Origin of the sequence: Lentzea sp., assembly GCF_035525475.1 — a bacterium.
Lineage (GTDB): Bacteria > Actinomycetota > Actinomycetes > Mycobacteriales > Pseudonocardiaceae > Lentzea.
On record NZ_DATLEC010000261.1, the window covers coordinates 1 to 26,269 of the forward strand.

A 26,269-nucleotide genomic window follows, 5' to 3' on the forward strand; every position below is an offset into this window, starting at 1 on the left:
GGGGCGGCGACGTTCGACTCGCTGAGCTTCAGCGTGGCGACCGGGATGACGTTCCTGCTGATCGGCACGTCGGGGGCGCTGCTGCGGATCGCGCGGCAGGAGGCCAGACAGCTGGTCAGCTCAGCCAGGTGACCAGGCTCCTCCAGGCGGGGGCGGAGAACGCGAGAACGTCGCCTCCGGCGTTCTTGGAGTCGCGGACCAACGCGTCGTGGGCCAATGACACCTCGACGCACTCGCCGTTGCCGTCACCGTTGCTGTAGGTGCTCTTGCGCCAGGTCCGTTCGCGGCTCATGGTGATCCTCTCGCAGTGGGCCGACGTACTCCGCCAGCTTCCTTCGAGATTGTTGCTCATCCAAAGCGACCGCTTCCAGGCGCCGGAAGAGTGTCCTGGTCTGGGCGATGGCAGCGCTGTCCTGGGCGAACACGTTGGCCAGGTCGGACTCGGTGTAGGCCACGGGAGGGGCTTTGTCGAACTCGAACAGCGTGCATTTCGACAGGTGCGCCGCGCCCCTGGCCTCAGCGGGCACGATTCGCAGCACGTGGGTGGTAAAGAGCAGGCGCCGGTACTGGTCCCTCATGACCTGGTCATCGCCCAGTCCCATCCGAAGCGCGAGCTCGTGCACGAAGAAGGTGCACTCCGGCCGGTAGGGCCGCCGCCAGATCACCTGGCGCTCCATCCTCAGCCGGACGAACTCCTCGATCTCCGCCTCGGCGACGCGTCCCGTCTCCGTGAACAATGCGTGGGCGTAGGACCTCGTCTGCACAAGGCCGGGCACGGTCAGGACGTCGTAGGCCGTGATCTTCGTGGCCATCGACTCGGTCATCGCGAGGGTGCGGAGGTTGTTCGAAACCTGCGCGAAGCACATGTCGAAGGCGTGCCGGTAGCGGTTGCGGAAGTCGTCGAGGAAGTCGAAATCCTTGCCGCACGTCGCCAGGTACTGCGCAAGATCGATGTCGGACGCGCGAGCCTTGCCGTTCTCGATGTTCGAGACCTTGCTGGGATCCCACCCGAGCTGGGCGGCCATGGCACGGCCGCCCAGCTTGGTGCAGGTCTCCCGCAGTCTGCGGAGCTCGTCGCCCAGGTCCCTGCTGTAGGCGGTGGAGATGATCGCGGTCATTCCCGCGACGCTAGGTGTAGAAGCGACTCCAACCGACAGCTCGTTCGGGTGAAAACGGCGTTCAGACCGCCTTCAACCCGTCCGGGGTCTGCTCGTGCCGAATGCCGCACTCCGGGCACGACAGGTCGTCCGAGAGCCGCGCCCCGCAGGCGCAGACCCAGCCCTTCACCACGGCCGGGTTGCCCGCCACGAAAGCGTGCGCGGGCACCGAGCGCGTGATCACCGACCCGGCGGCCGCGAAGGCGTGCTCACCGATCTCCGTGCCGCACACCACGACCGCGCCGGCGCCGAGGGTGGCCCCGCGCCGGACGAGGGTGGTCTCCAGGGCGTCGCCGGTCTTCTTGACGTGGGCGCGGGGGCGCAGGTCGTTGGTGAAGAGCACGTTCGGGCCGAGGAACACGTCGTCCTCGCACGTCACGCCGTCGAAGACGAGTGTGCCGTTCTTGACCGTCACGTTGTCGCCCAGCACCGCGCGCGACTCGACGAACGCGCCGTCGCAGATGTTGCAGTCGCGGCCGATGCGCGCGCCCGGCAGGACGTGCGCGAACGCCCACACCCGTGTGCCGTCGCCGACGTCTGAGGACTCGCAGAGGCCGTGCGGGTGCACGCGCACGCCGGTCATCGCAGGGCCTCCGCCAGCGCCTCGACCACGCGGGTCTGCTGCGCCTCGGTGATCTCCGGGAACAGCGGCAGCGACAGGATCTCGTCGGCGGACTGCTCGGCCACCGGGAACGAGCCGGACAACGAGGAGAAGGCGCCGGTCCTGTGCAGCGGCGTCGGGTAGTGGATGCCTGCGCCGATGCCTGCGGCGTGCAGTGAGGAGAGCACGCGGTCGCGGTCCGGGACGCGGACGACGTAGAGGTGCCAGACGGGCAGGTTGCCGTCCAGGACGACCGGAACCCGCACGTCCTCCACGGAAGCGAGCATGTCGCTGTAGCGCTGGGCAGCCGCGCGACGGGCCTGGTTCCAGCCTTCCAACCTGCGCAGCTTCGCGGACAGCACCACGGCCTGCAGCGTGTCGAGGCGGCTGTTGAAGCCCAGGACCGGGTGCTCGTACTTGCGCGGTGAACCGTGCTCGCGCAGCAACCGAACCGACTCGGCGATGGCGTCGGACGTCGTCAGGACCGCGCCGCCGTCGCCGTACGCGCCGAGGTTCTTGCCGGGGTAGAACGAGGTCGCGGCGGCGACACCGAGGCCACCGACGGCGACGCCGTTGCGGCGCGCGCCCTGGGCCTGGGCGGCGTCCTCGACGACCGGCAGGCCATGGGGCAGCAGCTCGACCGGGGCCGCCTGTCCGTAGAGGTGCACGGGCACGATGGCCTTCGTACGCGAAGTGACCACAGAGGACACTTGTGAGGCGTCGATGAGCAGCGTGTCGTCGACGCAGTCCACGAGCACAGGCGTCGCGCCGCAGCGGGCGACGGCCTCGGCCGTGGCGATGAACGTGTTGGCGGGCAGGACGACCTCGTCACCGTGGCCGACGCCCAGTGCGCGCAACGCCAGCTCGATGGCGTCGGTGCCGTTGCCGACACCGATGGCGTGCGGAACCTCCTGGTAGGCAGCGAACTCCGACTCGAAGCGGGCGACCTGGGGGCCGTTGATGAAGGCCGTCGTCTTGAGCACCTCCGCCCAGCCGTCGGCGACCTCCTCGGCCACCTGCTCGTGCTGGGCACGCAGGTCCACCAGCGGAATCTCGATCACGCGCTCTCCCCACGCAACGGGCGGGCCGGCACGCCGGCCCACGTCTGGCCTGCCGGAACGTCCCGCAGGACAACGGCTCCCATGCCGACCACGGCACCGGCGCCGATCTTCACACCCTCGCGCACCAGGGCTCCCTGTCCCAGGTACGCGGACTCCCCCACGACCACTCCCCCGCCGAGCGAGGCGCGGCCGGCGAACGTGACGCCGTCCGACACCTCGTCGTCGTGGGTGATCAGCACGTGCGGCATCGCCACGACGTGCCTGCCGACCGAAAGCGGGGTCGTGATCACGACGCCCGCGAGCAGAACCGTGCCGGCGCCGATGGTCGCGCCGGACGTGACGGCCGCCGGATGCACGATGGTCGCCCACCGCTCGTCCGGCAGCCCGAGCTTCGACACGAGGTTCAAGCGGGACAACGGCCGCCGCGCGTTGGCGATGCACGCCACGACGGCCGCGTCCGGGTGGTCACCGAGGCCGTCGAGCCCGCCCAGCACGGGCACCCCGTCGATCAGGGTGCCGTGCAGGGCGGCGGAGTCGTCGAGAGCCCCGATCGGGTTCCAGACGTCCGGGAGGAGGCGGACCGCCGCGATCACCTCGCGGGCGAGTCCCCCTGCTCCGATCAGCAGCAACGGCCTTGTCACTGGAAGACCACGTCCACCCAGTAGTTGCCACCGTTGTAGGACGACGTCGGGAACCCGGACCCGGCGGTGAACACACCGGCCGAGGCAGTGGCTGCCAGCGGCGGTGAGGTCACGGAGCCGAAGTAGCCCGCGTTCACGGCGTAGTGACCCGTGGTGGTCGTGTACGAGGCCACGTACGTGGTCCCGGCCGTGATCGACACCGGCGTCGTGAACACCAGCGTCTGCCAGCCCGACTCCGTCTCGTTCTGGAACGTGCCGGTCGCGACGCGCTGCCCGTCCGCGGACCAGAGCGACCCGGTGTGGGTGCCGGTGTTGCCGGCTCCCTTGTAGAACTTCACGCCGGTGACCTGGCCGTTCGTGCTCGACGTGAACTTCACGCCCAGCTCGTACGGGCTGGTCTCGTCGGACGAGGTCGTCGTCGGCACCGTCGCCGCGCTGAACAGCGAGCACGGGCACGTCTGCGTCGTCGCCGACGTGAACGACCACGTCTGCGGGTTCGCCATCATGTTTCCGAACGTGTCCGAGATCCTGACGCTCACCGAGTAGACGGTGGACGCCGCGAACCTCGCCGCCGGTGTGAACGTGACCATCCGCGAGTCCGGTGAGAGCGCCAGCGTGCCGGCGATCTTCGCGCCACCGGGGTCGGTGACGGTGAACTGCGCGTCGCTCAGGTCGACCGCCTCGTCGAACGACGCGGTGACCACCGAGGTCAGGTCCACTTCGGACGCTCCGGGCAGCGGGGTGCGGCCCTGGAGGACGGGAGCGTCGTTGTCGGCGTTGGGCTGGTAGACGACGTCGACCCAGTAGTTGCCGGAGCCGTACGTCATCGTCGGGAACCCGTTGCCCGGCCTGAAGACGCCGTTCTGCTCCTGCGGTGCCGTCAACGGTCCCGAGTTCACCGGCCCTGTCGAGAAGTACCCGCCGTTCGCCGCGTAGTGGCCGGTGGTGGTCGTGTACGAGGCGGTGTAGGTCTGCCCGGCGCTGACGACCAGGGGCTGCGAGAACGTCAGCGTCTGCCAGCCGGTCGCGGTCTCGTTGCCGAACGTGCCGGTCGCGAGCCGCTGACCGGAGGCGTTCCACACCGAACCCGTGTGCGTGCCGGTGTTGCCCGTGCCCTTGTAGAAGCGGACACCGGTGATCTGGCCGGACTGCGTCGGGCTGAACCGCACGCCCAGCTCGTACGCGCCGCTGTCGTCGGAGGAGGTCTCCGCCGGCACGGTGGCCGTGCTGAACAGCGAACACGGGCAGGTCGGCGTGGTCGTGGTGGTGAAGCTCCACTCCGCGGCCGCCGGCATCGCGATGCCGTTGACGTCCGCGATGCCCACGTGCGCCTTGTACTGCGTGCCGACCACGAGCTTGCCGGACGGCGTCCACGTGACCGTCTTCTGGTCGCCGGACAGCGACACCGAGCCGGAGAGCTTGGCGCCCTTCGGGTCCGTCAGCCAGATCTGCGCCGACGCGGGGTCGACCGGTTCGCTGAACGTCGCGGTCAGCGCGCTCTGCAGGCCCACGTTCGTCGCGTTCACGGACGGCGTGCGGCTCGTGATCGCCGGCGGCGTGGTGTCACCGTTGAGGCCGTTGCGGTAGATGACGTCGACCCAGTAGTTGGTGGCGTTGTACGAGTTGTCCGGGAAACCCGAGCCGTACTTGTAGATGCCGTTGCCGCCGTCGGCACCGTTCTGCAGGGCGTGCAGCGACTGGTAGCTCGCCTCCTGGCCGTTGAAGTGGCCGGACGAGACCGAGTACCGGCCGTTGGGCGCGTTGTACGAGACGACGTACGTCGTGTTCGCCTGCACCTGGACCGGCGAGGTGAACATCAGCTTCTGCCAGCCGGACGTGGTCTCGGCGTTGAACGTCCCGGTCGCGAGGAGCAGGCCGTTGGACGTCCACAGCGAACCGGTGTGCGTGCCGGTGTTGCCCGTGCCCTTGTAGAAGCGGACGCCGAGCACCTCGCCCTTGCCGTCGAAGCGGACCTTGGTGCCCACCTCGACCTGGCTCGTGTCCCCCGCGTCGAGGACGGCGGGCGCCGCGAAGTCGTCCCAGATCGTGCACGGGCAGGCGGCCGGTCTCGGCGAGCCCGTCGTGAACGTCCAGTTCGCCTGCGAGGACAGGTTGCCCGTCGCGTCCGCCGCCCTCATCGTGACGGTGTAGGCGGAGGCGGCCACCAGCGGCGCGGACGGCGTGAAGGTGATCGTGCGGGCGTCGTTCGAGATCGTCTTGGTGCCGGTGACGGCGCCGGACGGACCGGTCACCGTGACCTGCGCCGAGCTCAGCGTCACGTTCTCGTCGAACGTGCCGGACACCGCGGTGCTCAGTGCGACGGAACCGGCGTTGGACACCGGGGACATCGCGGACTGGACCGGTGCGCGGGTGTCGGGACCGGGGTCGGTCGCCCAGACGACGTCGACCCAGTAGTTGGTGTGGTCGAACGTGTTGTTCGGGAAGCCGGCGCCGAAGCGGAACACGCCGTTCGGTCCGTCCACACCGGACTTGAGGCCGGTGACGGGTTCCATGTACGCCTGCTGCTGGTAGAACCCGCCGGTGTCGTAGGAGAAGTGCCCTGTCGGCGTGTAGTACGAGACGACGTAGGTCGTGTTCGCGTTCACGGCGATCGGGGACGGGAACAGCAGCGTCTGCCAGCCGGTCGTGCTCTCGTTGATGAACGTGCCGGTGGCGAGCAGGTCGCCGGTGGAGGACCAGAGCGAACCGGTGTGCGTGCCGGTGTTGCCCGTGCCCTTGTAGAACTTCACGCCGCGGACGTAGCCGTTGCTCGCGGCCTTCCACTTGACGCCGAGCTCGAGCTTCGAGCTGTCGTCAGCAGAAGCGACCTTCGGGACCTCCTGGCCGGAGAACATGCCGCACGGGCAGGTGCGGGTGCCGACGCCGGGCGTCGCCGTCACGGGCGTGGAGAGGTTCAGCGAGTCGTCGACCGCGCGGACCCTGAGCGACGCGGTGCCGGACTGCGACGGCGTGTAGGTGTAGCTCCACGTCGTCTGACCGGCCTGCCAGGTGGCGTAGTGCCAGCGCGTGCCGCCGTCGGTGGAGACCTCGACGCCGGCCACCTTGCCCGCGGCGTCGATCACGGTGCCGCCGAAGGTGTAGGGCTGGCCGACCGTCGACTGCGACGGCAGGCTCGTGATCTGCACGCCGGGTGCGGCGTTGTCGCTGATGGTGCCGGAGATCGTGAGCTGGTCGGGTCCCCACAGCTGGTAGGGCTGCACGCCCATGTCGGCGAGGAAGTTGACCGTCGCCTGCTTGATCCGCTTGTCCGACGTCGGGGTGTTCGTGAGGAACGCGTGTTCGTCGTCGACGCCCCAGGCCCACTGGACCGTGCCCGCACCGAACACCAGCGCACCGGACGGGGCGCGGTAGTAGGTGATGGCGTGGGTCTCGGGACCGCCGCCGTACTCGTCGCCGTAGTTCTTGAGGCCGTAATAGCCTTCGAGGTTCACCGTCGTGCGCGACATCTGGGCGACGCCGGCGGGCTGGAAACCGTTGTCGTACACGGTGTTCCACTCGTAGCCCAGCGTGCCGGGCTGGAACGTGTACGTGGTGCCGGAGGCCATGCCCTGCAGGTCGGTGTTGCGCCAGAGCCGCATCTTGCCGTACGCGGCCGGCACCTGCAGCGCGTCGTCACGCCGGCCGTTGACCGTGAACATGTTGCCCAGCAACGCGTTCTCGGGTCTTCCGCCGTCCTGCGGCGGACTGTAGCGCGGGTCGCGCCACGTGCCGGTCCAGGTGTTCTCGTTGTCGTTCTGGGTGCCCTTCGTCTCCTTGAAGCAGACGATGGTGCGCCAGTCGGTCTGGGAGGAGTCGGTGCTCTTCTCCCACTTCGTCTTCCAGAAGATCTCGTTGCCGGTCAGGAACGCCATGTGCACGCCCGCGTCACGGGCGGCCATCACGTTGTTCCACTGCTCGTTCGACCAGTACTCGTCGTGGCCGACGGCCATGAAGACCTTGTGGTTCTTGATCAGGTTTCCGCGCCGGGCGGAGTCCACGTCGGTCGTGTAGCTGAGGTCGTACCCGTTGCGCTCCAGGAACCTCAGCATCGGGTACTCGGCGTTGAAGATGAAGTTCTCGTCGCCGTCACCACCGGTGTACGGACGGTTGTAGCTGACCTTGTAGGAGCTGCCTCCCTGACCGGGGCCGTCACCGAAGTAGAGGCTGTTGCCGCCGTAGCGGTTGTAGGCGACCCAGGTGGCGTCGGAGGTCTGGAAGAAGACCTTCGAGGTGGAGCTGTCGTCGCGGACGACGAACGCCATCTCGTTCTCGGCGCCGGTGTCGTTGCGCGTCATGCGCACGTAGTAGAGGCCGGAGACCGCGGTGGACGGGATGTTCCACGTCAGCGACACGGCCCAGTTGCCGCAGTCGATCAGCGCGGTCGGCCCGTCCCTCAGACAGGGTGGCTGGTTCTGCGGTGTGTTGCGCTGGACCGTGCCCATGTACCGGGCACCCTTGCCGTTGTACCAACCCATCCGGTAGATGTCGAGCTTGTACGACGACGCGGACGTCAGCATCTTGAAGCTGACGGTCTGCCCGACGTTGTAGCTGATGTCCGTCGTGTACCCGAGGATCGTGTCGTCCCGGTACTGGGCCTGCCAGTCGTCGGCGCCGGTTTCCGTGTTCTCACACGCGACCTTGTTGGTGACGGGGAAGGAGCACGGGGCCGCGCTGGCGCTCGGGGCGTTGAAGACCCCGAGCACGAACATCGTCGATGCGATTAACGCCGTGATCACAAGCACCCGCACGAGACGCGACTGCTGAGCCACCATTGGGTTCTACCTCTCGAGCGGAGTTACCGTGTGTGATCCGCGCACTACGCTGGACAGCACAGGGCTGCTACTCCGAACGTCGGCGATCTGGTTGAAGCTGTTACGTGTCAACACAAAAAAGTTCCACCACACGCGGAATCTTTATGTTTCAACCACGCACGGTCAGCTGGGGTGCGTGGAGAGTTTCCGACAACGCTGACACGACCTGGTCCTGTTCGGACTCCGTCATGTCGTGGAACAGCGGAAGGATCAACGTCCGGGCCGTGAAAGCCTCGGTCACGGGCAGCGGGGCGCTGTCGTGGCCGTAGTAGGCGGGTTCGAGGTGTGACGCCATGATTCCGCGCCGTGCGCTCACACCGCGTTCGGCAAGTCCGGAAAGGACTTCCTGGCGGTCCGGCCCGCCTTCCGGCAACCAGATCCAGAACGACTGGTAATTCGTCGTCCCGTGATCGGGGTCGGTCACGGCGGTGACGCCGGTGCCTTTCAGCAACTCGTGGTAACGCGCGGCCAACTCGCGGCGACGGGCGATGATCGCGTCCAGTTTGGACAGCTGCACCAGGCCGACGGCGGCCTGGATGTCGGTCATCCGGTAGTTGAACGCCGTCTCCAGGTACTGCTCGATGACGGCACTTCCGCCGTTGTGGCGGTCCGCGGCCGAGACGCTCATGCCGTGCTCCCGCAGACGCCGGAGCCGGACGGCCCAGTCGGGGTCGTCGGTGGTGACCATGCCGCCCTCACCGGTGGTGAGCAGCTTGCGCGGGTGGAACGACCAGGCGGCCAGCAGCGCGTCGGTGCCGACCGGCTTGCCCTTGTAGGTGGAGCCCGCCGCACAGGCCGCGTCCTCGATCAACGCGATGCCGCGCCGGTCGCACAGGGCCTTGAGCGAGTCGACGTCCGCGGGCACGCCGGCCTGGTGGACGACCATGACCGCGCGGGTGCGTTCGGTCAGCACCGCTTCCACCGTGGACGCGCTGAGGTTCCCGGTCGCGGCCTCGACGTCGGCGAAGACGGGAGTCGCGCCGGTGTAGCGGACGGAGTTGGCCGTGGCGATGAACGACAGCGACGGCACGACGACCTCGTCACCGGGGCCGATGCCGAGCAGGTGCACGGCCAGGTGCAGGCCGGTGGTGCACGACGACACGGCGACACCGTGCTGGGCGCCGACGGACGCCGCGAAGGCCTCCTCGAACTCGCGCACGCGCGGACCCTGCGCCACCCAGCCGGACCGGACGGCCTCGGCGGCAGCGAGCGCCTCTTCTTCACCGAGCAACGGCCGCATAACCGGAATCACAGCTCTACCTCTTCGCTGGCGTGACGAACGTGCGTACTTGCAGGTGCGGCCGCGACGCCGCTGACCTGGGGGTGTCGGCGGCGGCGCGGCCGCGGCTTCGGGGTGGGGCCGACGGCTATGAACGAGCCGTCCGGCTTTCCACGGCTGTCAGGCGTTCTCGGCTGCGGTCTTCTCGGCCGCGGCCTTCTCGGCACGCCACCACGCGACGAGGTCGCGCAGACCGCCGTCCATCTCGATCTCGGGCTTCCACCCGAGCTCGGTGGCCGCGAGGCTGATGTCGGCGAGGCGGCGCGTCACGCCGTTCACCTTGCGCTCGGGGCCGTGTTCCAGTGGCAGGTCGGAGTCCATCGCGGCGAGCAGCGCGAGGGCGAGCTCCTTGAGCGAGGTCTCCTGGGAGGACGCGATGTTGTAGACGGTGTCCGTGACCGGCGCCTTGGCGGCGAGGATGTTCGCGCGGGCGATGTCATGCACGTGCACGAAGTCCATCGTCTGCGCGCCGTCGCCGAAGATGAGCGGCGACTTGCCGTCGACGATGCGTTCCATCCAGCGGATGAGCACCTCGGTGTACAGGCCGTGGACGTCCATCCGCGGGCCGTACACGTTGAAGTAGCGCAGCGCCACGTAGTCGAGGTCGTACATCGCCTTGAAGCTGCGCAGCATGCCCTCGTTGAACGCCTTCGCGGCGCCGTAGAAGGTGTCGTTGTTGTACGGGTGGTGCCGTTCGTTCGTGGGGAACGACTCCGCGAGGCCGTAGATCGACGCCGACGACGACGCGATGACCTTCTTCACGCCGGCCGCCGCGGCGGCCTCGATCACCGTGAACGTGCCGTCGACCAGGCACTCCAGCGCCAGGCGCGGTTCCTCCGCGCACTGCGTGATGCGGATGGCGGCGAGGTGGAAGACGAGGTCCATGCCCTCGGTCAGCTCACCGACCAGGGCCTTGTCGTTGATGTCGCCCTCGACGACGCGGACGACGCCGGATGCCAGGGCGGAGGCCAGGTTCTCCCGGCGGCCGCGCACGAAGTTGTCCAGCACGACGATTTCGGCCGCGCCGGCCTCGACGAGCTGGTCCACCACCGCGGAGCCGATCGTGCCGGCACCGCCGGTGACGAGAGCGCGCTGCCCGGTGATCGGCTGCGCGAGCTCCTTCTGGCCCAAGTCCTTCTGGCCGGTCATCAGGAGATCCTGCTTTCCACTTGGTGAACGGGGACGAACAGCCCGCCGGAGCGCAACGACTCCGACGCGGCCTCCAGCACGGCCAGCACGCGCAGACCCGCGCGGCCGTCGGTCAGGGGCGGGCGCTTCTCGATGATGGACGCCGCGAACTCGGCCATCATCGTGCGCAGCGCCTCGCGTTCCACCAGCGCCGGCGCCACCATGTCGCCGGTGCGGTAGGAGATCTTCTGCTGCTCCACGGAACGGTCGACCCCACGGTCGTAAATGGACAGTCGCTGCGCCGGGTTGTTGTCGTCCCACACCACCGTGCGCTGCGAACCGCCGATGACCATCGTGCGGATCTTCGTCGGCGACAGCCAGTTCACGTGCACGTGCGTGATGGCGCCGTTCGACAGGCGGACCGTCAGGTGCCCGACGCACGCGACGCCCGCGCCGATCGGGTCGGAGCCGTGCGCCGCGACCTCCACCGGGCGGACGTCGTCGGGCAGGATCGCCTCGAAGATCGACAGGTCGTGCGGGGCGAGGTCCCACAGCACGTCCACGTCCGGCTGCACCAGACCGAGGTTGATGCGCACCGAGTCGATGTACTGGATTTCGCCGAGCTCGCCGGCGCGGATGATCTGGCGCAGGTGCTGCACGGACGACGTGTAGGCGAACGTGTGGTCCAGCATCAGCGTGAGGCCGCGCTGTTCGGCGGTCTCCACGAGCTTGAGGCCGTCCTCCAGGGTGGCCGCGAGCGGCTTCTCCACCAGGACGTGCTTGCCGGCCTCCAGCGCCGCCAGTGCGACGGGCAGGTGCGTGGCGGCGGGTGTCGCGATGGCCACCGCGTGCACCTCGGGGTCGGCGAGCACCTCGTCGAGCGACGCCGTGGCGCGCACCGTCGAGTACTCCCCCAGCACGCGCCGGGCCTTGTCGACGTCGAGGTCGCAGAGGTACCTCAGGCGCAGCGAGGGCGTCGCCTGTGCGTTGCGGACGAGGTTCGGGCCCCAGTACCCCGCACCGATGACAGCGATTCCAACCACAGGAGAGGTCCCCATCAGTAAGCCCCCTGGCCGCCGAAGACGGCGCGGAAGGTCTTCCACATGATCACGAGGTCGAGTGCGAGCGACCAGTCCTCGACGTAGCGCAGGTCGAGCCGGATCGACTCCTCCAGCGAGAGGTCACTCCGTCCGCTCACCTGCCACAGACCGGTCAGGCCGGGCTTCACCAGCAGGCGGCGCCGCACGTCCGAGGAGTACTTCGCGGTCTCCTCCGGCAGCGGCGGGCGCGGGCCGACGAGCGACATGCTGCCCGCGAGGACGTTGAACAGCTGGGGCAGCTCGTCGATCGAGTAGCGGCGCAGGAACGTGCCGACCTTGGTGATGCGCGGGTCCTTCTTCATCTTGAACAGCAGACCGTTGCCCTCGTCGGACGAGGCGAGCCTGGCGCGCAACGCGTCGGCGTTGGTCACCATGGTGCGGAACTTGATGATCGTGAACGGCACGCCGCTCTTGCCGACCCGCTTCTGGCGGTAGAAGACGGGGCCGCGGCTGTCGATCATCACGAAGGCGGCGACGGCGAACATGAGCGGTGCCAGCAGGAGCAGGAGGGCGAACGCGCCGACGCGGTCGACGACGTCCTTGACCAGACGCCGGAACCCGCTCAGTGCCGGTTCGCTCACGCGCAGCAGCGGCATGCCGAGCACAGCGCTCATGTGCAGGCGCGGGCCGGCGACCTCCATCAGGCCGGGCGAGACGACCATCTCGGCACCGGTACCCTCCAGCGCCCACGCGAGCTGCTGGAGACGGCGAGGTGTCCAGTAGGCGTCGGGGGTGACGGCGACGATGCGGTACCCGCCGCGGCGGACGTGATCGGCGAGCTCGCGCAGCTGGCCGACGACGGGCACGCCGCCGACCTCGGTACCGGAACGGCCGCGACCGTCGATCGTGCAGATCGCGTCCACGCGCCAGCCCAGGTGGGCGACGCGGCGCGTGCGGTGGATGAGGTCCTCGACCGTGTCCAGGTTGCCGGCGGCGAGGACGGAGAGCAGGAAGCGCCCTTCACTGCGCCCGCGGTGCAGCGGGCGGCGCAGGAGGTAGCGCAGGGGGAACGCGACCAGGGCGATCGCGGGGACCACGACGAAGACCCACAGGCGGGCGCCGGGGATGTCGACGGCGAGCGCTCCGAGACCGAGCGCCACGACGGCACCGAACAAACCCCGGCCGAGTCTTCGGAACTCCTCGGCTCCCTGACCGAGGACCGTCGGCGTCCACACGCGGTTGATCGCGAGCGAACCGACGACGACGACCACTGTGAGTATGTCCAGCAGTGCAAGGGAAAGCGGGCCGAAGGCCGTGTGGCGCATGCTCATGACAGCACCGGTGGCGATGACGACCAGGGCGACGGCCAGCACATCGGCCGTGATCACGGCATAGCGGTAGCGACTTTCCCAGCGGGCGACCGGTGGGTGCGTCTGTCTGTGATCGGACAGCGGATTGAGCGTGGAGCGCGGGCCGTCGACATCCCGGGCAGCGCGGACCTGCTCACTCATCGTTCTGATCTCCCCGGCTCAGCGGCGATTCCGGACATGCACGTGCGCAGGTCACCCCGAGGACCCGTGAAGTCAGATCTCCGGCATGTCCGCAGATGGATCGGACGCCGAAGCTCGCAACCGGTGATTCGCCCCGTCAGGCATCGGCGTTACAGACCCCGGAAAAAACTTTCCCGAAGTCCCAATACCGGAGGTGACCCAGGTCTCATCACGTGGAAAACCGTGGCCGCACAAGACGATTCCCCATGTCCAAAAGGGACGTGAAAGGTGGGTGTGCGACGCGGAATTCACCGCAGGACAGGCCTTCGGACCCTAGACCGATCGACTGCGATTGTGCATGTACTTACCGCTGAACGGAGTAGTGTGCTACGACCGAACGGAAATGCGTACCTCGTCACCGTTGACAACCACCACGTCGCCCCCGCGCAGCTGTGCGCCTCGACGCAGCTCCACAGCGCCGTTGACGTGGACTTCCCCGTCCTCGATGAGCTCCTTCGCGTGCCCGCCGTCCTCGGCGAACGCCGCCAGCTTGAGGAACTGCCCTAGCCTGATCGGCTCTTCGGAGATCTCCACCGTCCGCATGAGTCCCATCATCCCAGTAGGGCGCACCCCACCGCGCGCTCGGGTGCACTCCCCAGCGCGATCGAGTGAAACCGTTGACAGGCTCGGAGCATGAAAACTTCGTGGGGGTACACCGCCTGGTTGGCGGTGTCGGGATTGGTCTGCGTAGCCATAACGATCTTCGCGGCGAGCGCGTACGTCACGCTGGACATCGACCAGGCACGGCCGCCGCTGCACGGAGCCGTGCATTACGGGCTCCTGGTCGCGCACATATTCACCGGAACGGTCGCGATCCTCACGGGTGTATCGCAGTTCTGGCCGGGTCTGCGCGCACGCCACCCGAGGGTGCACAGGGTGATGGGCCGCGTCTACTTCGCGGCGGTGCTGCCGTCGTCGGTCCTCGGCGTCGTGTGCGCGCAGCTCTCACTGGCCGGGCTCGCGTCGTCGGCGCCGTTGACGGTGCTGTCGGTGCTCTGGTTCGTCACCGCGGTGTTCGGCCTGCGAACGGCCAGACGGCGCCGGTTCGGCGCGCACCGCGTCTGGATGATCCGCGGTTTCGCGCTGACGGGCGCCGCCGTGACCGGCCGGCTGTGGGGCCTGCTCCTCGGCGGACTGCTGCCGGAAGCCGACGGCCTCCTGGTCTTCGCCACCGCGAACTGGCTGTCGTTCGCGGTGAACCTGCTGGTCGCCGAGTGGTGGGTCCAGTCGCGGGGTTACACCCGCGCCTTGCCCTCCGCCGCGTTGAGCCCCAGCATCTCGAGCAGGTCTGCGCAGTCCAGCACGTCCGTGGCGTGACAGGCCACGGTGCGTGCCGCCTTGCTGTTCTGGATCGTGCTGTGCTCCTTCTCCAAGGCCTTGGCCTCGGCAAAGGTGCCGGTTTCGGGCTCGGCGATCGCGGGACGCGCCCAAGTCATGTCGTGCCTGCTTCCGCATCGGGGGATGAAGCCATCATGACAACCGGATCACCGAAACACCAGAACTTGTGCTTACCGTAATCGATCACCCACGCAGAGTGTAAACGAAGAAAATATTCTTCCCGGCACCGGACCTTGATCGTCTGCCGCCGAAAATCGATTTCACCGCCCGTACCGCAGCACGGACTCCACTTCGGTCACGAATGCGACCAGCCGTTCGTCGTCCACATCGTCCGGAGTGGGGCCGTCCACCGCGAGTCGTTGCAGCGCAACGGAAGTGGTGGCGCTCTCCCGCGCCAGGCGGCGGAACCCGAAGGTGGCCTCGTAGAGCGACACCGCGGTGCCCAGAGCGGCCAGAGTCGTCGCGGCGAAACCCCACAACGCCCTGCGCGGCCCGTCCGCCATCCCCACGGCCGCGGCCGCCGCCGCCGCGATGAAGAGGGCGGCAGCGATGGCGACGGTCCACGTCCGCGCGGCGGAGTACCGCTTGCGGGCGCGTTCGAAGTGGTCGAGCCGGTCGGAGAAGCGGTGGCGCAGGTAGGCCTCGACGAACTGGGCCTGGCGCTGCTTGTCGCTCATGTCCTGACCACCTCGTGCTTGCGGTCGCTGACCGCGGCCTCCAGGTCCGCCACCTTGTCCTGGCGCTCTTCCTCCGTGCCCGGTGACGGCGACGCGAGGTGCGCGAAGTACAGCGCCCGCAGGCGCTCCGCGCGGTAGCGGGCGGCCAGGTACTTGTCGAGCGACTCCCGCTTGCGCGCCACGATCGTGATGGCCGCCGCGAACGCACCGCCCGCCACCACGAGGACGCCCGGCCACGGCGTGTCCTTGAGCCACGTCTGCAAAGCGCCGAACACCGTCGTCGTGAGACCGCCGGCGATCGCCAGCACGGCCGTCATCCGGTAGCGGTTCTGCTCGACGTCGGCCTGCGCGTCGAGCTCCTGGAACGCCGGTGCGACGACCTGGTTGGCGTCGTGGATGGCATCGGCGAGCATCGGGTAGGCGACGACGAAGCCGGGGTCGACGAGCGGGCGCGCCTCCGGTGCCCGGTAGCGGACCTTGGGCCAGATCCTGGGCGGGCGGACGGGCATCTCCTTGCCCAGCAACCGTTCCAGCGCCGTGACGACCTTGCCCGCGCCCTCGTCGACGTGGACGATGAAGATCTTGCCGCTGCGCACCAGCACCGCGAGGTCGCCGGTCAGGTCGCCGGTCGCGATGCGGTCCGCGAGGCCACCGGTGCCGGCGAGCACCAGCAACGGGTTGTCACCGCTGAGGTGGTCGACGACCTCCTTCTCGCTCTCGCCTCCGACGACGAGGGCGACGACCGGCTTCTTGTGCCGGACGGCGTCGATCGTGCGGAACAGCACCGGCGTCGCGTCCGTCCACTCCGAACCGGGGACGATGACGGCGACGCTGTGGTGGGGTTCCAGCGGGATCTGACCGTTGGTGGAGGTTTCGGTGAGGTCGTGCACCTTGCTGCTCGGCGCGACACCGACGACGACGGGCCAGCGCTGCTCGCACGCCTGCAAAGCCATGCCCAGCAGGTGGACGACGCCTCGGTCGGTGCCTTCGGTGACGAACACGGCGTCGTTGCGCGCCGCGGTCGTGACGACGGATCTGAGCACCGGCAACAACTTCGCCGCGAGATCCGTCTCGATGTCTTGTGTGGAGCCGAAGACCGAGATCACCGTGCGTCCCCGGGGCAAGCCGAGGGCCTTGGGTTTGATGTCGGCGTCGGGCTCGGACAGCCGTCTGACTGTCGGGCCACCTGCTGTGGGCATGCCGCGCACCATAACGCCGTGATCGTTCGAGGGCCAGAGCCCGTTAGACCCCATCCTCCTCGTCCGCGAGCACTTCCTGGCGCTGCTCGTACACGTCGGCCTCGTTCGCCTCCAACGGCGACTCGAACGGCTCGGCCTGCTCGCTCGGCACGACCTCCCGCTGCTGCTCCTGGACGTCCGCGTCGGGTGCTTCGGGGTTCATGCCGGGTGGTTTCCCCCGACGGCGGCCCTCCACACCTGCCTGGTCAGCTCGCCGAGGTCGCTCAGGTCGTCGAGGACGACCCCGGCACCGGCCCGCCTGAGATCCTCCGCGGTGCTGCGCCCGGTGGCCACGGCGACCAGCCGCACACCCGCCTTCGTCGCCGCGTGGACGTCGTGCGGGGTGTCGCCGATGAGCACGACCTCGTCGTCGGCGAACAGCCGGAGGTGCCGTGCGCGCTCGCGGGCGATGGTCACGAGCTCGGCGCGGTCGAGGTGCTCGTCGCCGAACGCGCTCACGTCCCAGTCGACGAGGTGCGCGAGCCCGAACGCCTCCAGCTTGATCAGCGCGACGCTCTTGAGGTTCGCCGTCAGCACGCCCTGGTGCACCCGCGGGTCGTTCGCGAAGTGCTCCAGTGCCTGGAGGGCGCCGGGCAGCACCTCGGCGTGGCCGGGGAAGTCCTCGCGGCGGGTGTGGAACGAGTTCGCGAGCGCGTCGGCGAGCAGCCGGGAGGTCTCGTCCGTGTGCTCGACGCCCTGTTGGCGCAAGACCTCGGCGATGACGTCCAGCTCGGTGCGTCCTCCGAGGTCGACGGGGCCGTCGAGCTCCCTGCCGAACGCGTCCAGGAACGCCTGGCGGTACATCATTCTGCCGAAGCCGCGCGCCGTGATCAGCGTGTTGTCGACGTCCCACAGCACCAGCAGTTCGGGCCCGGTCACCGGACCACCACCCCTCAACCCGTAAAATGCCTGCTCATGACCTCGATCGACCCCGCAGAGCTGGAAGTCTGCCTGCGCGTGCTTGCCCAGGTCGAGGACCTGCCCGCCGAGCACGACGACGCGGTGCGCGTCCGCCGGGCCACCGCGAAGATCTTCAAGGCCGCGAAGAAGTTCCGGAAGTCCGAGCGCAAGGCCGCCGTCACGGCCAACGACCGGGCCGTGACGGCACTCACCGCGACCGGGTCGCCGGACCGCATCGACGACGAGACCCAGGGTCTCCCCCTCGTGTCGAACGCGCAGGGCGCCACGGCGGGCACCCTGCTGCGCGCGCGTTCCTGCTACACGTGCCGCAAGCGGTTCGTCGAGGTGGACGCCTTCTACCACAATCTCTGCCCCGACTGCGCCGCGTTCAACCACGGCAAACGCGACGCGCGCACCGACCTCACCGGCCGCAACGCGTTGCTGACCGGCGGCCGCGCGAAGATCGGCATGTACATCGCACTGCGCCTGCTTCGTGACGGCGCGCACACCACGATCACCACCCGCTTCCCCAAGGACGCCGCGCGCCGGTTCGCCTCGATGCCCGACGCCGCCGACTGGATCGACCGGCTCAAGATCGTGGGCATCGACCTGCGCGACCCGGCCCAGGTGCTCGCGCTGGCCGACGAGGTGGCCGCGCACGGCCCGTTGGACGTGCTGATCAACAACGCCGCGCAGACCGTCCGCCGCTCCCCCGGCGCCTACGCCCCGCTCGCGGCCTCCGAGCACGAGGCCCTGACCGGTGACGCCCGCCGGCCGGAGCTGATCTCGTTCGGCGGCCACGGCCAGCTCGCGCTGCCCGGCACCGCGGTCCCCGAGGCCCATTCCGTCACGACGCTGGCGCTGATGGCCGGGTCCAAGGAGATCGACGCGGGCGGCCTCGTGCCGGACACCGCCGAGACGAACTCGTGGATCCAGAACGTCCACGAGGTCGACCCGGTGGAGCTGCTGGAAGTGCAGCTGTGCAACTCGACGGCACCGTTCCTGCTGATCTCGCGGCTGCGCGCGTCGATGGCGAAGTCGTCCCACCGCCGCAAGTACGTGGTGAACGTGTCCGCGATGGAGGGTCAGTTCTCCCGCGCCTACAAGGGTTCCGGCCACCCGCACACGAACATGGCCAAGGTGGCGCTGAACATGTTGACGCGCACGAGCGCCGAGGAGATGCTGCAGTCCGACGGCATCCTGATGACCGCCGTCGACACGGGCTGGATCACCGACGAGCGCCCGCACCCGTTGAAGATGCGCCTGGCCGACGAGGGCTTCCACGCCCCGCTGGACCTGGTCGACGGCGCGGCGCGCGTGTACGACCCGATCGTGCGCGGCGAGGCGGGCGAGGACCTGTACGGCTGCTTCCTGAAGGACTACGCGCCCGCCGCTTGGTGACCCGCGAGCGCTTTTCTCGCGGGTCACCAAGCGGCGACTGGCTTCCAGGAATGTCACAGCCCTGGTGATTTTGGGGCGACACACGTGTCCGAGGTACCCGTCGGACGCACCCGAACGAGCCCTTTCGTCACGGAACAAGCGTATTTGAACACTTGTTCGAGTACTCATTTGTCATGAGGACTGTGTGGCGGGGAGCACTTCGGTTCGGGATGTCGACGATGACGGTGCGGCTGGTGTCGGCCGCCACCGAACACCGCAGCAGGGTGCACCTGGTGCACCGCGAGGACAGCGGCCGCGTGCGGCACCAGCAGGTGTGCGGCGAGTGCTCGCTGCGCCTGACGCCGGACGACATCGGGCGCGGCTACGAGCTCGACGACGGCCGCATCGTGCAGATCGACCCCGGCGACCTGCCGGCGCCGGAGGACGGCGTGATCGACGTGCAGCAGTTCGCGCCGCAGGTGGACCTGGACCCGGTGGCGCTGCACCGGCCGTACTACGTCGAGCCGGACGACCTGTCGGTCCGCTCCTACGTCCTGTTGCGGGAGACGTTGGAGCGCACGAAGGTCGCGGCGATCGTGAAGTTCGCTCTGCGGGGTCGTGAGACTCTCGCGGCCATCCGTCCACAGCATGGTGTTCTGGTGCTGCACACGCTTTTGTGGCCCGATGAGGTTCGGGAGCCGCACTTCGCCTTCCTGCACCGGGACACCGAGGTCCGGACCGGTGAGCTCGCTGCCGCCGCGGCTCTGGTGCGGGCGCAGACGCGTCCGTTCAAGCCGCACGACTACCCGGACACGCACCAGGAGGCCTTGCTGCACCTCGTCGAGGCCAACGTGTAGGTGCCCGTGGCGGCACTGGTGGACGACCCGCGTCTCGGGGATGAACGCGGGTCGTCCTCCCGTGCCGCCAGGGGTTCCGCGCTGAGGCTGGCTAGCATCACTTCCCATGCTCGCCAGCCCGTCGGACCTCGTCGACCTGCTCGAATGCGAGCACCGCAGCTACCTGGCGCGTGACGAACGACGTGGCGACCCGTCTGAGCTGCGCCGACGAGCCGCTCAGACGGCCGCCGACATGCGCGCGGGCAGGGATCTGGTCGAGGACGCGGTGTTCTTCGACGGCGTGTTCCACTGCTCGGCCCAGACGCTGGTCCGCACCGCCGACGGCTACGAGCCGTGCGACGAGGTGCCGGAAGCCACCCCGCTCGCCGTGTTGTCGCTGGTCGCGGCGGCTCAGGCGGTGGGTTCTGAGCGCGCGCATCTGATCGTTGACGGGCATCGGACGTCGTTCCGGATCGCTGACTTCACGCCGTTGCTCGGGCGTCTTCAGACGCGGCTCGCGAAGCCCCCACCTGCGCCGAAGCGGTCCTGGGGTGATGTCAGGGCCGCGTGCACCGGGTGCCGGTTCGCCCGTCACTGCGCTTCGGGCCGCGAAGAGGCCCGTGACCTGTCGCTCGTGGCCGGGCTGCGGACCGACCAGCGGAGGAAGCTGGTTTCAGCCGGCATTGACACGATCGACGCGCTCGCAGCCACCGAGGAACGGCCGGCCACCCTCTCCCCGGCGAGCTTCACCGCGCTGACCGCTCAGGCGCGGTTGCAGGTGCAGCAGGAACGCACCGGCGTCATCAGCTACGAGGTCGTGGCGCCCGAGGCGTTGGCCACCTTGCCCGAGCCACAGGAGGACGACGTGTTCCTCGAGGTCGACGGCGACACGTTCCGCACGCCGGGCTGGCAGGGGACGTTCGCGGAGTTCGTCGACCGCACGCCGACGGGCACGGTGTACCACTTCACACCGCACGACCTCGCCGGGCGGGCCGCGCGCACGGCCACCAAGGAGTCCGAAGTGGACGAGCTGGTGCGGCGGTGCGTCGACCTCGGGGCGTTGACGCGGCGGGTGCTGAGGGTGTCCACGCGGGAGTACACCTTGCAGGCGCTGAAGCCGTTGCTGGGAGACGAGAACCCGACGCGGGGCGTCCGGGACCTGCTGGTGGGGGTGAAGCGCGAGCACGAGATCGAGACCGCGCCGCCGCAGGAACGGGACGAGGCCGCGCTGGAGAAGGCGGCGGAGCGGGCGCGGCGGATGGCGGCGCTGACCGAGCCGTTGCTGGCCGAGGGGCACTCGTTGTTCGCGGCGACGGTCGGTTATCACCGGCGGGAGGCAAGTCCCGCGTGGGGTGACTTCTTCCGGCAGGCCAGCGCGCCCATCTCCGACCTGGAGACGGACTCCCACTGCGCCGTGCCGATCACGCTCAGGGCCGAGGACTGGGTGCCGCCGAGCGGGCGGGTCAGGACGCACAAGCGGCAGGTGAAGGCGCGGATCGACCCGGAGCGGCCGCACCCGTTCGGCAAGGACGAGCAGGTCCGGCTGCTGTACCCCGGCAACGTCACGCGCAGCGCCGTGGTGGCCGACGACAACCCGTACGAGCTGGTGCTGACCGAGAGCAACTCGCAGGAGCACTCCGACCTGCCGATCGCCGTGCTGCCGGGCAGCCCGGTGCCCGCGTCGCCCAAGGACGAGGCCGTCGCGGAACTGGCGGAGCAGGCCGTTCACCTGTTGCCGCTGCTCCCCCGCAACCCCGGCATCGACCTGCTGCTCCGCACGCCGCCCGTGCAGCCGTTGCCGCAGCACCCCGACGTGGTGCAGGCCGTGATCAAGGCCGTCGACCAGCTCGACGGCGGCACGCTGGCGGTGCAGGGACCGCCCGGCGCCGGCAAGACGTACCTCGCGACCAAGCTCGTGAGGCACCTGATCGACCAGGGCAGGACGGTCGCGGTGACGTCGACGTCGCACAAGGCCGTGGAGAACGTCCTGTCGAGCGTCGACCCGGACATCCCGATGGCCAAACGACCCAAGGGGAAGAAACCGGAGGAGGACCTGCCCTGGGACCAGCCGAAGGACAACGGCGCGCTGGCACGGTGGCGCGAGGAGCACCCGCAGGGCCACCTGGTCGGCGGCACGGCCTGGACGTTCTCCAACGCCGTGATCAAGGCGCAGCCGTTCGACGTGATGATCATCGACGAAGCCGGGCAGTTCGCGCTGGCCGACGCGGTGGCGGTGGCGACGGCGGCCAGGAACCTCGTCCTGCTGGGAGACCCGCAGCAGCTGCCGCAGGTCGTCCAGGGCGTGCACCCACCCGGCAGTGACGCCTCGGCGCTCGGGCACCTGCTCGGCGACGCGGACGTCATCCCCGAGCACCTCGGCTACTTCCTCGCCGAGACGCGGCGGATGCACCCGGCGGTCTGCAAGCCGGTGTCGGAGCTCTCCTACGCCGGACTGCTCCACTCGCACGAGTCCGCGGCGAACCGGTGGATCGACGGCATCGAACCCGGCATCTACCTGCGAGAAGTCGATCACCGGCACAACATCACGTCGTCGGCCGAGGAGGCGGACGCGGTGGTCGACACGGTGCGGCAGATCGTCGGTCGTACTTGGACGGACAACGGCACAACGCGCGAACTGACCGATGCGGACGTCCTGGTGGTCGCGCCGTACAACCTCCAGGTCCGGGTCATCCGCAGAAGGCTCGCCGATGCGGGGTTCGACGAAGCTCGCGTGGGCACTGTGGACAGGTTCCAGGGGCAGGAGGCACCCGCCGTCATCATGTCCATGACGTCGTCGTCCACCGTGGACCTGCCGCGTGGCCTGGACTTTCTTTTGTCACGCAACAGGTTGAACGTGGCGCTCTCCCGCGCCCAGGCGCTCGCCGTGATGATCTGCTCGCCCCGCTTGCTGGACGCCGACGTCCGAGGCGTGGACCAGATGCGGTTGGTGGCCGGGGTCATCGGCCTAACAGAAAACATGTCGATCTATCCGTGGTGACACCGCACTGTTGCCATACGGTGACCTTCCGCGCGCCGTGTGTTGCTAGCGTGACCCGGTTCACCCGGTCGGGTGATTCAGGTATTCACCACGTTTGAACCGCCAACGCACCAATGCAGAGCAGGAGTTTCCATGGCAAGCAGAGTTCTCGGCGCGTTCGCGGTAGCGGCGACCGCGACCCTCGCTTCGCTGGCACTGGCCACCCCGGCCAGCGCGCACACCCCGGTGTCGTCAGCGGAGTGCGTCAAGGACAAGGCTGTGCTGAAGGTCAAGCTGACCCAGTACGCGGGCGGCAACAAGAACACCGTGCTGATCAAGGACAACGACAAGGTCCTGGTCGACGAGAAGTTCGGCCAGAACTGGGGCGAGCAGGTCGGCAACAAGCTGGAGCCGAAGACGTTCGTGGCGGAGGACAGCACCATCAAGCACACCTTCTACATCAAGGTGACTGCGTCCGACGGCTCGAACTACAACTACGAGAAGACGCATGAGCCTCTGACGTGCGCCAAGCCGGTCGAGACCACCAAGCCGACCAAGTCGTCGGAGACGAAGCCCGCCGTGCCGAGCAGCTCGGCTCCGGAGGTGCCCTCGTCCTCCGTGGCTCCGTCGTCCACTCCGGCTGCTCCGGCCCCCGGTGGCAGCACGCCGGAACCGCCGCTCGCGGCGACCGGTGCTTCCCCGATGTGGCTGCTGCTCTCGGGTCTGGGTCTGGTGGGCGCCGGTGCCGGCACCCTGCTGTTCCTGCGTCGTCGTCGCACGGCGTGAAGTAGCTGAGTGAGGAACGGGGGCGGCCTCGCGGCCGCCCCCGTTTTCGCTTGCTAGAGGTCCAATGCGTCCTTCGGGCCGTCGCCGGCGTAGATGAACCACTCGGTGCCGAACGCCAGGGCGAACGTCTCCTCGTCCAGCGTCAGGAAGAACGAGTCCTCGGTGATCTGCGAGGGGTGCGCGCGCATCGCCTTGCGCTTCACGGCCAGGTACTGCCCGACGTCGACGCCGACGGTGATCTCCGACTCCGGCACGGCGCCTTCCATCTCGTCCGGCACCTCCATGCCGGCGCGCCGGAACGCCTCGCGGAACTCCGACTCGCGCACCATCGCCTCGTAGACCTTGGGCGTCCCGGCGATCTCCGCGGCGCGCTTGCCCACGCGGTGCACCTGGATGTGGTCGGGGTGGCCGTAGCCGCCGAAGCTGTCGTACGTGGTGAGCACGTCGGCGTTCTCCTCGACGAGGATGGCCGCGAGCTTGCGGGCCGCCTCCTCGACGTCCGCGGTCCAGAACGACCCCGGCCGCGAGTTGAGCTCGTCGCCCATCATCCCGGAGTCGTGGTAGCCCAGGAACTCCACGCGCGCCACACCGAGCAGGTCGGCCGCCGCGTGCGTCTCGACGACGCGGCGCTGCCACAGCTCCTCGTTCTCCTCCAGGAAGTCCGGGACCTCACCGGCCTCTCCCCTCGTCGCGACGACGAGCACGACCCGGTGTCCTTCCTCGAACGCTTTGCGCATCACGCCACCCGTCACGATGCACTCGTCGTCGGGATGCGCGTGGAACGTCACCAGTGTTGCCATGACTGCGACGTTACCTGGGACGGAACTCCCCAGCCCGTGAAAGGGCGGCGCCTTCCCTGGACTGGGAGGAAGGCGCCGCCCCTCGGCGAACTCGTGGAGCTATCGCAGGGTCAGGTTCCAGGAGATTATGTACCCGGTGTCACCGGAGTACACGTCCTGGACCCGCAGCTTCCACGTGCCCGCCGCCACCTCGGACGAGGCGTTGACCGTGTAGGTCGCCACCACGTTGTCGGCACTGTCCGAAGAGGACGAGTTCTTCAGCCGGTAGGCGGTGCCGTCCGGCGCGACCAGGTCGATCACCAGGTCGCCGCGGTAGGTGTGGACGATGTCCACGCCGACCTTGGTGGTGGAGGAGGCGTTGCCCGTCACGGTCGAGGTGATCGAGGACGTGACGGCCGTGCCGTTGTCCGGGATGGCGACGTCGGTCGTGTTCTCCAGACCTCCGGAGGGCGGAGTCGTGTCGACGGCGTTCACGGTCTTGGTGGCGTCGGCCAGACCGGCCCCGCAGCCGCCGGAGCACGTGCCGGGCAGCGGGCGGGCGTTGGTCTTGATCAGGTCCTTGACCTGGGCCGGGGTCAGCGACGGCTTCTTCGCCACCAGCAGCGCCGCGAGGCCCGCGATGTGCGGGGCGGCCATCGACGTGCCCTGGTACGGCTTGTAGTTCTCGGCACCGGGGACGGTGGCGCCGGCGTTCAGCGTCGACCAGATGCCGTTCTCCGGCGTGGTGATGGTGCCGGGGGTGTCGGTGCCGCGACGGGTCTCGCCGCCGGGCGCCGCGATGTCGATGCGGGTGCCGTAGTTCGAGTAGAACGCCTTGTCGCCCCCACGGCCGGTGGCGGCGACGGTGATCACGCCGCTGCAGTTGGCCGGGGTGAAGTTCGCGACGTTCATGTTCGAGTTGCCCGCCGCGACGACGACCGAGGTGCCGCGGTTGACGGCGCCGTTGATGGCGTTCTGGTAGGTCGTCGAGCAGGACGACTGGCCGCCCAGCGACATGTTGACGACCTTGGCGGGCGTGGCGTTCGCGGGGACGCCGCTCACCGTGCCGCCGGACGCCCAGGTGATCGCGTCGGCGATGTCGGAGGTCGCGCCACCGCACTTCGCCAGCACGCGCAACGGCTGGATCTTGGCGTCGTGGGCGATGCCCGCGATGCCCTTGGCGTTGTTCGTGGCGGCGGCGATGGTGCCGGCCACGTGCGTGCCGTGCCAGGACGACGCCTGGTCCGCGGCGGGCACCGGCTGACCGGAGGCGTCGGTGCCGCACTCGCCGCGCGCCACCCAGTCGCCCTCGTCGGCCGGGTTGGAGTCGCGGCCGTTGTTGTCACGGGCGCGCGCCGAGTCGGAGACGAAGTCGTACCCCGCGACGACCTTGCCCGCCAGGTCGCTGTGCGCGACGTAGCCGGTGTCGATCACGGCGACGGTCACGCCCGCGCCGGTGCTGCTGCTCCAGGCGCCGGGCACGTTCATGCCGGCGGTGGCCTCGAACAGGTCCCACTGCCGGGAGTACTCGGTGTCGTTCGGGTCGGCGAACGGCTGCATCAGCAGGTCCGGCTCGACGTACGCGACGTCGGGGTCGTTCTTGAACGCCTGGATCGCCGAGTCCGCGTCGGCGGTCTTCGCGCCCAGGTCGACGACGACGGCGCCGCTCGACATGCGGCGGTGCACGGACTTGCCCTTGGCGCGCACGTCGTCCGAGGCAGCGGAGTCGGATGAGGCTTCGGCGGTGCCGGGCTTGTAGCCGACGATCAACCGCTCGAACGGGCGGTTCACCTGGGTCGAGTCCGGCTGGGACTGGATCTGGGCGGGAGCGGCCCAGGCAGGGGTGACGATGCTGAACACGGCGGCGGAAACTGCCGCGGCGCACACGCTCGTGCGTCGCAATCCGTTCACGTGAGGTCCTTCCACGCAGGGCCTCCGCGTGCCGTTGAGGGCGTCAGGGTTCTGAACCGGCTGCGGAGGTGACGAGGACCGTAAGTCGCGTCACACCTGCGAAAACAGGTCTGAGGAAGGCCGAATGGCGACACTGACGTGAACACGCCAGTGTCGCTGGGCCGAATGGCGCACAATGT

22 protein-coding genes are annotated in these 26,269 nt (G+C 68.9%); 5 read left to right on the forward strand and 17 right to left on the reverse strand.

Translation table 11 applies throughout. The features are described 5' to 3' along the window. Positions 1–115: 115 nt before the first annotated feature. The 11 genes from VM306_RS39480 to VM306_RS39530 all read right to left on the reverse strand — a co-directional run bounded on the left by VM306_RS39480 (position 116) and on the right by VM306_RS39530 (position 13,811). Positions 116–292, reverse strand: coding sequence for a DUF397 domain-containing protein (locus VM306_RS39480; protein WP_325524387.1), 177 nt, complete (start codon positions 290–292; stop codon positions 116–118). Continuing rightward, a complete protein-coding gene (locus VM306_RS39485; protein WP_325524389.1) occupies positions 246–1,118 on the reverse strand; it encodes a helix-turn-helix transcriptional regulator in 873 nt (290 codons plus the stop codon). The genes VM306_RS39480 and VM306_RS39485 overlap by 47 nt, the downstream gene beginning before the upstream one ends. A 61-nt stretch (positions 1,119–1,179) precedes the next feature. Beyond that, positions 1,180–1,740: an acyltransferase gene (locus tag VM306_RS39490; RefSeq protein ID WP_325524391.1), complete on the reverse strand. Its 561-nt coding sequence runs from the start codon at positions 1,738–1,740 to the stop codon at positions 1,180–1,182. Continuing rightward, the gene (locus VM306_RS39495) at positions 1,737–2,819 is read right to left on the reverse strand and encodes a DegT/DnrJ/EryC1/StrS family aminotransferase (RefSeq protein WP_325524393.1); all 1,083 of its coding nucleotides are present in this window, start codon (positions 2,817–2,819) and stop codon (positions 1,737–1,739) included. The genes VM306_RS39490 and VM306_RS39495 overlap by 4 nt, the downstream gene beginning before the upstream one ends. Further along, entirely contained in the window at positions 2,816–3,460 is a 645-nt protein-coding gene (locus VM306_RS39500; RefSeq protein WP_325524395.1) for an acetyltransferase, read from the reverse strand. Before VM306_RS39500 ends, VM306_RS39495 begins: the two co-directional genes overlap by 4 nt. Further along, complete coding sequence (locus VM306_RS39505; RefSeq protein ID WP_325524398.1) at positions 3,457–8,169, reverse strand: DUF4082 domain-containing protein; 4,713 nt, start codon at positions 8,167–8,169, stop codon at positions 3,457–3,459. The genes VM306_RS39500 and VM306_RS39505 overlap by 4 nt, the downstream gene beginning before the upstream one ends. 211 nt (positions 8,170–8,380) lie before the next feature. Next, positions 8,381–9,511, reverse strand: a complete 1,131-nt coding sequence (locus tag VM306_RS39510; RefSeq protein WP_325524400.1) for a DegT/DnrJ/EryC1/StrS family aminotransferase — start codon at positions 9,509–9,511, stop codon at positions 8,381–8,383. Between the two features lie 159 nt (positions 9,512–9,670). After that, complete coding sequence (locus VM306_RS39515) at positions 9,671–10,699, reverse strand: NAD-dependent epimerase/dehydratase family protein (protein ID WP_325524402.1); 1,029 nt, start codon at positions 10,697–10,699, stop codon at positions 9,671–9,673. Beyond that, a complete protein-coding gene (locus VM306_RS39520; RefSeq protein ID WP_325524405.1) occupies positions 10,699–11,721 on the reverse strand; it encodes a Gfo/Idh/MocA family oxidoreductase in 1,023 nt (340 codons plus the stop codon). Before VM306_RS39520 ends, VM306_RS39515 begins: the two co-directional genes overlap by 1 nt. Positions 11,722–11,735: 14 nt before the next feature. Next, entirely contained in the window at positions 11,736–13,229 is a 1,494-nt protein-coding gene (locus VM306_RS39525) for a sugar transferase (RefSeq protein WP_325524408.1), read from the reverse strand. A 366-nt stretch (positions 13,230–13,595) separates the two neighbouring features. Next, positions 13,596–13,811: an RNA-binding S4 domain-containing protein gene (locus VM306_RS39530; RefSeq protein ID WP_325524411.1), complete on the reverse strand. Its 216-nt coding sequence runs from the start codon at positions 13,809–13,811 to the stop codon at positions 13,596–13,598. A gap of 90 nt (positions 13,812–13,901) precedes the next feature. On the opposite strand from VM306_RS39530, the gene VM306_RS39535 reads away from it, so the two are divergent. Further along, complete coding sequence (locus VM306_RS39535; RefSeq protein WP_325524413.1) at positions 13,902–14,585, forward strand: DUF2306 domain-containing protein; 684 nt, start codon at positions 13,902–13,904, stop codon at positions 14,583–14,585. A 281-nt stretch (positions 14,586–14,866) separates the two neighbouring features. Here the strand turns inward: VM306_RS39535 and VM306_RS39540 are convergent, their stop codons facing one another. Genes VM306_RS39540 through VM306_RS39555 form a run of 4 tightly spaced genes read right to left on the reverse strand, consistent with a single transcriptional unit; the run spans position 14,867 to position 17,400 of the window. Then, positions 14,867–15,283 (reverse strand): SLATT domain-containing protein, encoded by a 417-nt coding sequence (locus VM306_RS39540; protein ID WP_325524417.1) that lies wholly within the window; start codon positions 15,281–15,283, stop codon positions 14,867–14,869. Continuing rightward, positions 15,280–16,482: a hypothetical protein gene (locus VM306_RS39545; protein ID WP_325524420.1), complete on the reverse strand. Its 1,203-nt coding sequence runs from the start codon at positions 16,480–16,482 to the stop codon at positions 15,280–15,282. Before VM306_RS39545 ends, VM306_RS39540 begins: the two co-directional genes overlap by 4 nt. A 43-nt stretch (positions 16,483–16,525) precedes the next feature. Continuing rightward, complete coding sequence (locus VM306_RS39550) at positions 16,526–16,684, reverse strand: hypothetical protein (protein ID WP_325524423.1); 159 nt, start codon at positions 16,682–16,684, stop codon at positions 16,526–16,528. After that, positions 16,681–17,400, reverse strand: a complete 720-nt coding sequence (locus VM306_RS39555; RefSeq protein WP_325524425.1) for an HAD family hydrolase — start codon at positions 17,398–17,400, stop codon at positions 16,681–16,683. The genes VM306_RS39550 and VM306_RS39555 overlap by 4 nt, the downstream gene beginning before the upstream one ends. 36 nt (positions 17,401–17,436) lie before the next feature. Between VM306_RS39555 and VM306_RS39560 the strand changes: the two genes are divergently transcribed. From VM306_RS39560 to VM306_RS39575, 4 genes are all read left to right on the forward strand, one after another. Then, positions 17,437–18,822 carry an SDR family NAD(P)-dependent oxidoreductase gene (locus VM306_RS39560; RefSeq protein WP_325524428.1) on the forward strand — a complete coding sequence of 462 codons (1,386 nt, stop codon included), beginning with the start codon at positions 17,437–17,439 and terminating at the stop codon, positions 18,820–18,822. 173 nt (positions 18,823–18,995) lie between these two features. Beyond that, on the forward strand, positions 18,996–19,658 hold the full coding sequence (locus VM306_RS39565) for a Ku protein (protein WP_325524430.1): 663 nt from the start codon (positions 18,996–18,998) through the stop codon (positions 19,656–19,658). A gap of 106 nt (positions 19,659–19,764) precedes the next feature. Next, positions 19,765–22,635: a bifunctional RecB family nuclease/DEAD/DEAH box helicase gene (locus VM306_RS39570; RefSeq protein WP_325524434.1), complete on the forward strand. Its 2,871-nt coding sequence runs from the start codon at positions 19,765–19,767 to the stop codon at positions 22,633–22,635. Between the two features lie 132 nt (positions 22,636–22,767). After that, complete coding sequence (locus tag VM306_RS39575) at positions 22,768–23,400, forward strand: LPXTG cell wall anchor domain-containing protein (protein ID WP_325524437.1); 633 nt, start codon at positions 22,768–22,770, stop codon at positions 23,398–23,400. Between the two features lie 53 nt (positions 23,401–23,453). Here the strand turns inward: VM306_RS39575 and VM306_RS39580 are convergent, their stop codons facing one another. Further along, entirely contained in the window at positions 23,454–24,200 is a 747-nt protein-coding gene (locus tag VM306_RS39580; RefSeq protein WP_325524439.1) for a PIG-L family deacetylase, read from the reverse strand. A gap of 99 nt (positions 24,201–24,299) precedes the next feature. Continuing rightward, on the reverse strand, positions 24,300–26,090 hold the full coding sequence (locus tag VM306_RS39585) for a S8 family serine peptidase (RefSeq protein ID WP_325524443.1): 1,791 nt from the start codon (positions 26,088–26,090) through the stop codon (positions 24,300–24,302). Positions 26,091–26,269: the final 179 nt, after the last annotated feature.